The following is a 10,733-nucleotide window of genomic DNA, read 5'->3' on the forward strand; positions in this document are numbered from 1 at the left end:
CGCGCGGCGGGCTGCGCGGCGCGCCGAGGCCCAGCAGCCCGGCGGCCAGCACCAGCGCCCCCAGGCGCCGTGTTTTCCAACGAAGGGCCCCGCGCTGCATTAGCGCGGGCGGTAAGAGCGACTGTCGGCCAGCACCAGGCCGGCGGCAGTGGTGGGGCGGGCCTCGGTCATGGCGCGGGTTTGCAGCTGGCGGTCGAGCAGGTCGAGGCGGATTTGCAGGTTGCGGTTCATGGCCGTCAGCACCACGTCGGGCTGCGGGTGGTGGGGCAGCTCCAGCTTCAGGGTGTGGTAGCTCGAATCGAGGGCGGCCAGATCGTGCCGCCACTCGGCCGTGGGACTACCGGCGGCCGAGTCGGCCAGTTGGCGCAGCTCCGCCTTGCGCTCGTTGAGTTGGGCCACGTAGTAGCTTTCCATGCCGCGCACGGCGGTCAGCAGGCGGTCGTCGGTGAGGTCGTTGCGATCGGCCGCGGCCAGGGCCAGCGGGTCGCCGATGGACAGGGGCCCCACGGGCGCGGCGGCGCTGGGCTCAGCCGCAATGCCCGGCTCGGGGCCCGGCTGGCGGTGGCTCGATTTCCAGGCTTCGCTGGCGCCGGCGGCTACCACCAGCAAGGCCAGGGCAGCGGCCACGCCGTAGCGGTGCAGCCACGGAGCCCGGGCAGCGGGTGCCACGGCCTGGGGCAAGGGCACGGCAGGCGCGGGCAGCGGCACAGCGACGGCCGGCACCGCGGTGGGGCCCGCGAGTTCGTTCTCGATAGCCGCCCACAGGTCGGGGCGCGGTTCGTGCACGTCAAAATCGGCGCGGTGCCGCTCGACGAAGGTGGCTAATGAATCGGGCTTATCGGATTGCATGATAGTAGTAAGGACGGGCGGCCGGCGTTGGGTGGGGCAGCGGCCGGCGCGGCAGCTATTCTAAAGAGACTGGTTAACAGTGAAACGGCCCGGGGGCCCTAAAAAGGTTCAGCGGAGGCCCTGTTGGGCGGCCAGCTCGCGCAGCTTAGCCCGGGCCCGGCTGTACTGCGACTTGGAAGTGGATTCGGAAATGCCGAGGATGCCGGCCACCTCCAGGTGGTCGTACCCCTCTAACAGGTAGAGCGTCAGCACTACCCGGTAGCCGTCGGGCAGCTCCTGGATGCAGCGGCGCAGCACGTCGGCGCGGTAGTGGGTTTCGGCTTCATCCTCGGCCGAGTAGTGGGTTTCGAGGGGCGCGTCGTGGTGCTGCTCGCCCAGCGGCACCAGCGCCAGGCGGCGCTGCCGCAGGCAGTTGATGCTCTTGTTCACCACAATGCGTTTCAGCCAGGCCCCAAACGAGGAGTCGCCCTTGTAGCTGCTCAGCTCGCGGAAGGCGCTCAGGAACGACTCTTGCAGCACGTCCTCGGCCTCGGCGTAGTCGCCGGTGATGCGCAGGGCCGCGTTGAACATGGCCTTGGCGTAGCGCCGGTACAGCTCGGCCTGGGCTTGGCGGTCGTGCAGGCGGCAGCGTTCCACCAGCGGGGCATTGATGTCGACGTAGGCAGAGTAGGCAAGGGCTTCCATGCGGGGCAATGAAGGAGCGGAACGCGTTAGCAACCCAAAGACCGCGCGATGGGTTCGGGGTTGCATTGCGGGCGAGATACTTGGCTGAACAATAGAGCCCCGAAGTTACGCCGGGCCGCAACGCCCAGAACAATTTTCTTGCATTGTTGCGAAGCCTTGCATTACCTTTGTGGCAGCAACCCATTTTAAGGTTGTTTTTATACAGAGGCGCGGAGAGACAGGCTCGATGAACCGCCGGCAACCCCCACAACGTGGAACGGTGCCAAGTCCTGACATATAAAACCCGTCGCCGTGCGCTACTTCGTCCACCCCCGCTTGCAACCCGCCACCTCCGCCGCTACCCTGCGCCGAATGTGCTGTTGCATGCCATGCCCCACCGGCCGTATGCGGGGGGGTTGTGCTGGTTGTTGAAGCCCGTTTAATTTCCTGCGGCTGCCCCGGTAGCCTCCCCCCGCCCGCTCCCACTGCGGTATCTAAGCCGTTGCCTGTTCTGTAACGGCGGCCGGTGCAGCAGGGCCCCGGGCCCCTGGTTTTTTCCTCGGAAGAACTGCCTCCCCCTTTATCATTATGGAATTACCCCTTGAAGGCCAGGTCGATGACCTGCGCCGTGATTTGCCCGAACACGCCGCGCTGGAAACGCTGACCTTGCTGGCCGCGCGCTTTCCCGGCCGCACGTCGTTTTCCACCTCGTTTGGCCTGGAAGACCAAATCATCAGCCACCTCATCTTCGAGCACCAGCTGCCCATCCGGGTGTTCACGCTCGATACGGGCCGCAACTTCCAGGAGACGTACTCGACCTGGAACAAGACGCTGCTGCGCTACGGCCAGCCCATCGAAGTATTTGCGCCCCAGACCGCTAGCCTCGAAGCCCTCGTGGCGCAGAAGGGCCCCAACAGCTTCTACGAGAGCCTGGAGAACCGCAAGGAGTGCTGCCACATCCGCAAGGTGGAGCCGCTGGCGCGGGCCCTGGCCGGCACCCAGCTCTGGTTCACGGGCATCCGGGCCGAGCAGTCGGCCAACCGCCAGCACATGCACCGCGCCGAATGGGATGCCGGCCACCAGCTCATCAAGGTGCACCCGCTCTTCGACTGGACGTGGGACGAATGCGTGGCCTTTGCGCAAGAAAATGGCATCCCTACCAACCCGTTGCACCAACAGGGCTTCGTGAGCATTGGCTGCGCGCCGTGCACCCGGGCCATCAAGCCGGGCGAGGATTTCCGCGCCGGCCGCTGGTGGTGGGAAAACGCCGACGCCAAGGAGTGCGGCCTCCACGACACCAATGCCCACCAGGGCCTCGACCCCGTGGTGGAGCGAATGCCAGGCTAATACTTATTCTTTCGTTATCAATTCATTAAGCAACCGCCCCGCGCCGGGGCCCCGATTTTACGGCCATGCCCACCCCCATTTATCTCGATTACCTCGACCGGCTCGAAGCCGAAGCTATCCACATTTTGCGCGAAGTAGCGGGCCAGTTTGAGCGGCCCGCGCTGCTGTTTTCGGGCGGCAAAGACTCGATTGCCCTCACGCGGCTGGCCGAAAAGGCGTTTCGGCCCGGCAAGTTTCCGTTTCCGCTCGTACACATCGACACGGGCCACAACTTCCAGGAAATCATCGATTTCCGCGATTCGCTGGCGGCCTCGCTGGGCGAGAATCTGATTGTGCGCAAGGTGGAAGACACCATCCGTACCCGCGGCCTGCACGAGCCCGGCGGCAAGTACCCTAGCCGCAACCCGCTGCAGACCTACACGCTGCTCGACGTGATTGAGGAGTTTGAGTTTGATGCGTGCATTGGCGGGGCCCGGCGCGACGAGGAGAAGGCCCGCGCCAAAGAGCGGATTTTCTCGGTGCGCGACGACTTTGGCCAGTGGGACCCCAAGCGCCAGCGCCCCGAGCTGTGGAACATTTACAACGGCCGCATCCAGAAGGGCGAAAACGTGCGCGTGTTTCCGATTTCAAACTGGACGGAGCTGGACGTGTGGAACTACATCCAGCGCGAAAACATCAAGTTGCCAGACATTTACTTCGCCCACGAGCGCCAGTGTGTGGTGCTGCCCAGCGGCCAGCTCCTTGGTTTGAGCGAGCACCTCAACCTCGACGATACTGACGAAATTGTGAGCCGCCGCGTGCGCTTCCGCACCGTGGGCGACTCGACCTGCACGGCGGCCGTGGAAAGCGACGCCGCCTCGATTGACGACATCATCCAGGATTTGCTGCTGGCCAAGGTGAGCGAGCGCGGCGCCACGCGCCTCGACGACAACCTCTCGGAAACGGGTATGGAAGACCGCAAGCGCAACGGGTATTTCTAAGGCAAGCAATTAATAACCAGCAATCATGGATTTACTACGATTTATCACCTGCGGCAGCGTCGACGACGGCAAGAGCACGCTCATCGGCCGGCTGCTGTACGACAGCGACTCGGTGTCGCTCGACGTGCTGGCGACGCTTGAGAAGAAGCGCACGGCCACCAATAGCACCGACGTGGACCTGGCCCTGCTGACCGACGGCCTGAAGGCCGAGCGCGAACAGGGCATCACCATCGACGTGGCCCACAAGTACTTCACCACGCCGCGCCGCAAGTTCATCATCACCGACGCACCGGGCCACGTGCAGTACACCCGCAACATGGTGACCGGCGCCAGCAACGCCGACCTGGCCATTGTGCTGGTGGACGCCCGCCAGGGCGTGATTGAGCAGACGCGCCGGCACACGCTGCTGGCCTCGCTGCTGGGCATTCAACACTTCGTGCTGGCCGTGAACAAGCTGGACTTGGTGGGCTACGACGAAGCCGTTTTCGAGCGGATTGTGGCCGACTACCAGGCCGTGGCCAAGCAGCTGAAGCTGGCCAGCGTGGTGGCCATTCCGCTGAGCGCCCTGCACGGCGACAACGTGGTGCGCCGTTCGAAGCAAATTGCCTGGTACCAGGGCCCCAGCCTACTCGAACACCTCGAAAGCGTGCCCGCTACCACCGACGCCAACCCCAACGAGCCGCGCTTCCAAGTGCAGTACGTCATCCGCCCCCAGACCGAGGAACTGCCCGATTACCGCGGCTACGCCGGTCGGATTCAGAGCGGTACGTACCGGGCCGGCGACAAGGTGCGCATCTGGCCGTCGGGCCTCGAAACGGTGATTGACACCATCGAGGTGAACCAGCAGCCGGTGGCCGCCGCCGTGGCCCCGCAGGGCGTGGTGCTGCGCCTGCGCGACGACATCGACATAAGCCGCGGCGATACCATTGTGCCCATCGCCGCCCACCCGGCCGTGGTGCGCGAGTTCGAGGCCACCTTGTGCTGGATGGACGAGCGGCCCCTGCGCGCCGGCCGCAAGCTGCTGGTGCAGCACCACGCCGACGTGGTAAAGGCTTCGGTGACGACCATCCTCCAGAAAACCAACATCGAAACCTTCGAGAGCCAGGGCACCGACGAGGCCAAGCTCAACGACATCGTGCGGGTGCGCATCAAAACTGCCCTGCCGCTGGTGGCCGACGAATACCGTCAAAACCGCGTCACGGGGGCCTTCATTTTGGTAGACGACCAGACCGGCGCCACCCTTGCCGCCGGCCTCATCGCCGCCACCGACCCCGAGTACTTCACCCAGGAAGTACCGGCCGAAACGGTGTTTTCCATCTAATTCAACCCCGGTATTTGCCCCAAGCTCATGGCTAATTCCCCGCTTTTCGTGCCCCGCCTGACGGTTGTTGGGGCGGGCCCCGGCGACCCGGAACTGCTCACCCTGAAGGGCGCGCGGGTGCTGGCCGCGGCCGACGTTGTGCTATACGACGCACTGGCTAATGAAGACCTGCTGGCCCACGCCCGGACCGGCGCGCACCTGCTGTTTGTGGGCAAGCGCCGCGGGGCCATGGCCTACACCCAGCTCGGCATCAACGAACTGATTGTACAGCAGGCGTTTCGACACGGCCACGTGGTGCGGCTGAAGGGCGGCGACCCGTTCGTGTTCGGCCGCGGGCGCGAGGAAATGCTCTACGCCGAAGCCCACGGCCTGGCCACCGAGTACGTGCCAGGCATCAGCAGCGCGGTGGCGGCGGCGGGCAGCCTGGGCATTCCGGCTACCCACCGGGGCCTGAGCGAAGGCTTCCGGGTGCTGACGGCCACCACCGCCGACGAGCAGCTGTCGGGGGCCCTGCTGGAAGCCGCCCAGAGCCCGCGCACCACCACCATTATCCTGATGGGCATGAGCCGGCTGGCGGAAATCATGGCGCTGTTTGGCCGCTACGGCGGGGCCGACGTGCCCGCCGCCGTGGTGCAGAACGGCACCCTGCCCACCGCCCGCGCCGTGACCGGCACCGTGGCCACCATCGCCGAGCGCGCCCGCCGCGCCGGCCTTGGGGCCCCGGCCGTGATTGTGCTGGGCGAAGTGGTGCGGCTGGCCAAGCTGCCGGCCCAAGGAGCCACCGAAAACCCGGCGCTGCCCGGCCTGTTGCACGAGCTGCTGCCCTACGCCAAAGTGGCCTGAGGGCTGCGCGCCCGCAATTTCAACAAGTATAATTCGCTGATTTTCTTCGCCTGATGCCTGCGTTACCCATCCTTCCGCCTACCCTTGACGAAGCTGCATTGCAGCAGCTGACGGCTGGCCTTACTCCGCAGCAGCTGGTGTGGCTGAGCGGCTACTTCTACGGCCAGGCCGCCGGCGCTGGGGCCCCCAGTGCCGCTGCGCCGGTAGCCGCCGCCCTTGCCGAACCAGTCGCCACTGTGGCCCCAGCAGCGGCTGAAAAGCTGACTATTCTCTATGGTTCGCACACCGGCAACGGCAAGAAGATAGCCCAGCAAACGGCCGCCGCGGCCCAGCGCCGCGGCCTGGCGGCGGAGGTGCGCGACATGAACGACTACGCGCCCCGGCAGCTGGCGCAGGAGCAGAACCTGCTCGTCATCGTGAGCACGCACGGCGAGGGCGACCCGCCCATTAGCGCCGAGGAATTGCACCAGTTCATCGGCGGCGCCAGGGCCCCCAAGCTGCCAAAGCTGAAGTACAGCGTGTTTGCACTAGGCGACACGAGCTACCTGCACTTCTGCCAGACGGGCAAGGATTTCGACGAGCGCCTGGCCGCGCTGGGCGGCACCCGCCTGCTGCCCCGCGCCGACGCCGACGTGGACTACCACGCCGCCGCCGACCAGTGGGTGGAAGCCGTGCTGGACGCCATAGCCGGGGCCCCAGCCGCCGCGCCCGCCGTTGCTCCGGCTTCGGTAGCCACTGTGGGGGCCCCACGTGAAGCGGCGGCTGTGCTGGCCGAAGTTGCGCCCGCCCACTACACCAACGCCAACCCCTGGCCAGCCAAGGTGCTGGAGAGCATTCAGTTAAACGGCCGCGGCTCGGACAAGGAAACGTACCACATCGAGCTGGATTTGGCGGGTGCCAACTTGGTCTACGCCCCCGGCGATGCCCTGGCCGTGCGCCCCCTCAACCACCACCCGCTGGTAGAGGAAGTACTGGCCGCCGCCCGCCTGAGCGACTCGGCCCCCGTGCTGCTGGGCGGCGAGAGCCTGCCGCTGGCCGCCGCCCTGGCCAGCCGCCGCGAGCTGACCGTGCTGACGCGCGACGTGCTGGAGCGCTACGCCGCACTGGCCCCGCACGCCGAGCTGCACAGCCTGCTGGCCGACACGGCCCGCCTCCAGCCCTACCTCTACGGCCGCGACGTGGCTGACTTGCTGCTCGATTTCCCTACCGACCAGCTCACGCCCCAGGCCCTGGCCGACACGCTGCGCCCACTGCCCACCCGCGCCTACTCCATCGCCAGCAGCCTGCTGGCTCACCCCGACGAGGTGCACCTCACGGTGGGGGCTGTGCGCTACGAGGCCCACGGCCGCCAGAAGCAGGGCGTGTGCTCGTCGCTGCTGGCCGACCGGGTGGCGGTGGGCGACGAGGTGCGCGTGTTTGTGGAGCACAACGAGTACTTCAAGCTGCCGGCAAACGTCGGCACCGACATCATCATGGTGGGCGCGGGTACGGGCATCGCACCGTTCCGCGCCTTCGTGGAGGAGCGGGTGGAGCTGGGGGCCCCGGGCCGCAACTGGCTGCTGTTTGGCAACCCGCACTTTACCACCGATTTCCTGTACCAGGCCGAGTGGCAGCAGCACCTCAAGCGCGGCGGTCTCTCGCGGCTCGACGTGGCGTTTTCGCGCGACCAAGCCGAGAAAGTGTACGTGCAAGACCGCCTGCTGGAGCGCAGCCGCGACGTGTTCGGCTGGCTCGAAAACGGGGCCCACTTCTACGTGTGCGGCGACAAAAACCGCCTCGGCCACGCCGTGCAGACGGCCCTCGCCCAAGTGGTGCAAAAGGAAGCCGGCATCTCCGCAGAGGACGCTACGGCATACGTGAAAAACCTGCGCAAGCAGCGCCGCTACCTGGAGGACGTATACTAGGGCCCCGGGGCCGCGGGCCGGCACGGGTGCTAAAAGCGGCGGCGTTCTAAAACGGGGTGGTCCGGCGACTTTTTCAGTCGTCGGGCCACTTTGACCACGGCCCGGGGCCCCTGTTTAATCGTTAAAGTGGCCCGACGACTGAAAAATTCGCCGGACCACTTCGTGCTAAATCACTACCCTACTGACCTTTTCATTAAACAAGATTTCCCTCCGTCCCCGTGAAATCCCTGCTCCTCCTCCTGCTATTCCTGCCTCTGCTGGCGCCGGCCCAGACCGTGCACCAGCAGGGCTACTGGGGGCGGGCGTTTTTGCGGACGCGGCTGAGCGAGCGGCTCACGCTGCACAGCGAGTTCGACGAGCGGCGCTTTGCCTGGCCCGGTGGGCAGTGGCAATTCATCACGCACCAACACCTGCACTACCGCTTCTCGCCGACCTGGGACGGGGCCCTGGGCGGCACGCTCTCGTGGCAGCCGCAGGGCGGCGTGGTGGTGCCCGAGCGGCGCATTTTTGAGGAAGCCACCGCCACTTTGCCCCTGCCCGGCCGCCTGCGCCTGATGCCTCGGCTGCGGGTGGAGCAGCGCTGGCTGCGCCAGCTGGCCGGCCCCGACCTCACCGATGAGTGGCTGCACAAGCTGCGCTTCCGCACCCGCTTGCAGCTGGATTACCACTTCACTGCCAACTGGAAAATCCGCGCTTCCGACGAACTGATGCTCAACACCGACAGTTTTGACCAGAACCGCCTCTACGCGGGCGCCGAGCGCCAGTTGGGGGCGGGCTGGGCCGCCGAGCTGGGCTACCTGTTCATCTACCAGCGCCGGGGCCCCAACGCCGGCTATAACGACCGCGACGTGCTGCGCCTCACCTTATTCAAGGATATTTCGCTGCTGGCGGCGCGGCAGTAGCCGGTTTTCCTTTTCTCTTTATCTCAATTCGCAACCTTCCCATGTCCGATATTCCAGCCCCCGCCCCTGCCGCGCACTCCGAAGTAGAGCACGTCAAAATTGCCAGCCGCTACCTGCGCGGTACGCTGGTGGATAGCCTCGCCAACCGCCTCACCGGGGCCCTAAACCCCGACGACACCCACCTCATCAAGTTCCACGGCTCGTACCAGCAAACCGACCGCGACCTCGAATCGGAGCGCAAGCGCCAGAAGCTGGAGGCGCTGTTCTCGTTCATGATCCGGGTGCGGGTACCGGGCGGCGTGGCTTCGGCCGCCCAGTGGCAGCGCATGGACGCGCTAAGCGACGCCTACGGCAACGGCACCATGAAGCTGACCACGCGCCAAACCTTCCAGCTGCACGGCGTGCTGAAGCGCAACCTACCCGCTGCTATTCAGGGTTTTAATGAGGTGCAAATGGACAGCATTGCGGGCTGCGGCGACGTGAACCGCAACGTGATGTGCAATACCAACCCGCACGAGAGCCCAGTGCACGGCGCGGTGGTGGAAATCGCCCAGGCCATCAGCGCGCACCTCACGCCGCGCACCACGGCCTACCGCGAAATCTGGCTTGACGGCAGCTTGCAGGAAACCACCGAGGCCGTGGACGACGAACCCATCTACGGCCACACCTACCTGCCGCGCAAGTTCAAAATTGCCCTGGCCCTGCCGCCCTACAACGATTCCGACATCTTTTCCAACGACGTCGGCCTCATCGCCATTGAGGAGAACGGCGAGCTGCTGGGCTTCAACGTGGCCGTAGGCGGCGGCCTGGGCATGACGTTCGGCCAGCCCGAAACTTACCCGCGCCTGGCCGACCTCATCGGCTTCGTGCCCGCCGACCAAGTGCTGGACGTGTGCGAGAAAGTGGTGACCATCCAGCGCGACTGGGGCAACCGCGAAAACCGCAAGCTCTCCCGCCTCAAGTACACCATCGACCGCGTGGGCCTGCCCGCCTTCGTGGCCGAGCTGCACCAGCGCCTGGGCCACGAGCTGGCCCCGGCGCACCCCTACCAGTTCCACAGCTCCAGCGACGCCTTTGGGTGGACGGGGGCCCCGGACGGGCCATCGCACCTGGTGCTCTTTATTGAAGGGGGCCGCATCCTCGACCGGCCGGGCTACCGGCTCAAGTCGGCGCTGCGCGAAATCAGCGCTTTCCACACCGGCGACTTCCGCCTGACGGGCAACCAGAACCTGATTCTGGGCAACATCGCGCCCGGCCACCGCGCCCGCATCCAGGCCATTTTGGAGGAGAACGGCGCAGGGCCCCGGGCCGACCAAATCACCAAGCTGCGCCGCGACGCCCTGGCCTGCGTGGCCCTGAACACCTGCTCGCAGGCCTTCGCCGAAGCTGAGCGCTACCTGCCCCAGCTGCTCGACAAGCTCGACGCCGTCATCCGGGCCCACGGCCTGGCCGAGGCCGGCATTTTGCTGCGCATGACGGGCTGCCCCAACGGCTGCGCCCGCCCCTACCTGGGCGAAATTGGGCTGGTGGGCAAGGCCCCCGGCCGCTACAACCTGTACTTGGGCGCCAACCACGCCGGCGAGCGCCTCAACAAGCTTTACCGCGAAATGCTGGACGAAGACGGCATCCTGCGCGAGTTGACGCCCCTGCTGGCCGCCTACGCCACCGGCCGGGGCCCTGGCGAGGGCTTCGGCGACTTCGTGGTGCGCACCGGCGTGGTGAAGGCCACGGTAAAAGGACTGGACTTCCACGCTTAAGTCCTACTTTACGGCCGATTATGGCCGCTACCCGCACCCCGGGCGGCGGCCCTAACCCGTGCCTACCCCCCGCTGTGGAATGCTGAAAGCTGCGTCGTCCTTGTTCTTACTAGCGGCCTGCCTGGCCTTCGCCCGCGGCGAAGCCCGGGCGCAGGCCCGCCCCCGCC

9 protein-coding genes and 1 riboswitch are annotated in these 10,733 nt (G+C 66.2%); of the genes, 7 read left to right on the forward strand and 2 right to left on the reverse strand.

Annotation, left to right across the window (positions count from 1 at the left end):
- Positions 1–99: 99 nt before the first annotated feature.
- Positions 100–849 carry a hypothetical protein gene (locus BEN49_RS05635; protein WP_070741958.1) on the reverse strand — a complete coding sequence of 250 codons (750 nt, stop codon included), beginning with the start codon at positions 847–849 and terminating at the stop codon, positions 100–102.
- A 108-nt stretch (positions 850–957) separates the two neighbouring features.
- Entirely contained in the window at positions 958–1,533 is a 576-nt protein-coding gene (locus BEN49_RS05640; RefSeq protein ID WP_070741962.1) for an RNA polymerase sigma factor, read from the reverse strand.
- A 194-nt stretch (positions 1,534–1,727) separates the two neighbouring features.
- A riboswitch (SAM riboswitch) is annotated at positions 1,728–1,816 on the forward strand.
- Positions 1,817–2,100: 284 nt separating this feature from the next.
- Between BEN49_RS05640 and BEN49_RS05645 the strand changes: the two genes are divergently transcribed.
- From BEN49_RS05645 to BEN49_RS05675, 7 genes are all read left to right on the forward strand, one after another.
- Positions 2,101–2,859 carry a phosphoadenylyl-sulfate reductase gene (locus tag BEN49_RS05645; protein ID WP_070741964.1) on the forward strand — a complete coding sequence of 253 codons (759 nt, stop codon included), beginning with the start codon at positions 2,101–2,103 and terminating at the stop codon, positions 2,857–2,859.
- A gap of 65 nt (positions 2,860–2,924) precedes the next feature.
- Positions 2,925–3,839: a sulfate adenylyltransferase subunit CysD gene (cysD, locus tag BEN49_RS05650; RefSeq protein ID WP_070741967.1), complete on the forward strand. Its 915-nt coding sequence runs from the start codon at positions 2,925–2,927 to the stop codon at positions 3,837–3,839.
- Between the two features lie 25 nt (positions 3,840–3,864).
- Entirely contained in the window at positions 3,865–5,160 is a 1,296-nt protein-coding gene (locus tag BEN49_RS05655; protein ID WP_070741970.1) for a sulfate adenylyltransferase subunit 1, read from the forward strand.
- Between the two features lie 27 nt (positions 5,161–5,187).
- Entirely contained in the window at positions 5,188–6,003 is an 816-nt protein-coding gene (gene cobA / locus BEN49_RS05660) for a uroporphyrinogen-III C-methyltransferase (protein WP_070741973.1), read from the forward strand.
- Between the two features lie 53 nt (positions 6,004–6,056).
- Entirely contained in the window at positions 6,057–7,907 is a 1,851-nt protein-coding gene (locus BEN49_RS05665) for an assimilatory sulfite reductase (NADPH) flavoprotein subunit (RefSeq protein ID WP_070741976.1), read from the forward strand.
- Positions 7,908–8,125: 218 nt separating this feature from the next.
- Positions 8,126–8,809 (forward strand): DUF2490 domain-containing protein, encoded by a 684-nt coding sequence (locus tag BEN49_RS05670; RefSeq protein WP_070741979.1) that lies wholly within the window; start codon positions 8,126–8,128, stop codon positions 8,807–8,809.
- Between the two features lie 41 nt (positions 8,810–8,850).
- The gene (locus BEN49_RS05675; protein WP_070741981.1) at positions 8,851–10,566 is read left to right on the forward strand and encodes an NADPH-dependent assimilatory sulfite reductase hemoprotein subunit; all 1,716 of its coding nucleotides are present in this window, start codon (positions 8,851–8,853) and stop codon (positions 10,564–10,566) included.
- The last annotated feature ends 167 nt before the right edge of the window (positions 10,567–10,733 follow it).

The organism is Hymenobacter coccineus, assembly GCF_001816125.1.
Taxonomy (GTDB): Bacteria; Bacteroidota; Bacteroidia; order Cytophagales; family Hymenobacteraceae; genus Hymenobacter; species Hymenobacter coccineus.

Excerpts from the sequence above, each read along its gene's own strand:
- BEN49_RS05635 (WP_070741958.1), bottom strand. The coding sequence starts at position 849 with ATGCAATCCGATAAGCCCGATTCATTAGCCACCTTCGTCGAGCGGCAC.
- BEN49_RS05640 (WP_070741962.1), bottom strand. The coding sequence starts at position 1,533 with ATGGAAGCCCTTGCCTACTCTGCCTACGTCGACATCAATGCCCCGCTG.
- BEN49_RS05645 (WP_070741964.1), top strand. The coding sequence starts at position 2,101 with ATGGAATTACCCCTTGAAGGCCAGGTCGATGACCTGCGCCGTGATTTG.
- cysD (WP_070741967.1), top strand. The coding sequence starts at position 2,925 with ATGCCCACCCCCATTTATCTCGATTACCTCGACCGGCTCGAAGCCGAA.
- BEN49_RS05655 (WP_070741970.1), top strand. The coding sequence starts at position 3,865 with ATGGATTTACTACGATTTATCACCTGCGGCAGCGTCGACGACGGCAAG.
- cobA (WP_070741973.1), top strand. The coding sequence starts at position 5,188 with ATGGCTAATTCCCCGCTTTTCGTGCCCCGCCTGACGGTTGTTGGGGCG.
- BEN49_RS05665 (WP_070741976.1), top strand. The coding sequence starts at position 6,057 with ATGCCTGCGTTACCCATCCTTCCGCCTACCCTTGACGAAGCTGCATTG.
- BEN49_RS05675 (WP_070741981.1), top strand. The coding sequence starts at position 8,851 with ATGTCCGATATTCCAGCCCCCGCCCCTGCCGCGCACTCCGAAGTAGAG.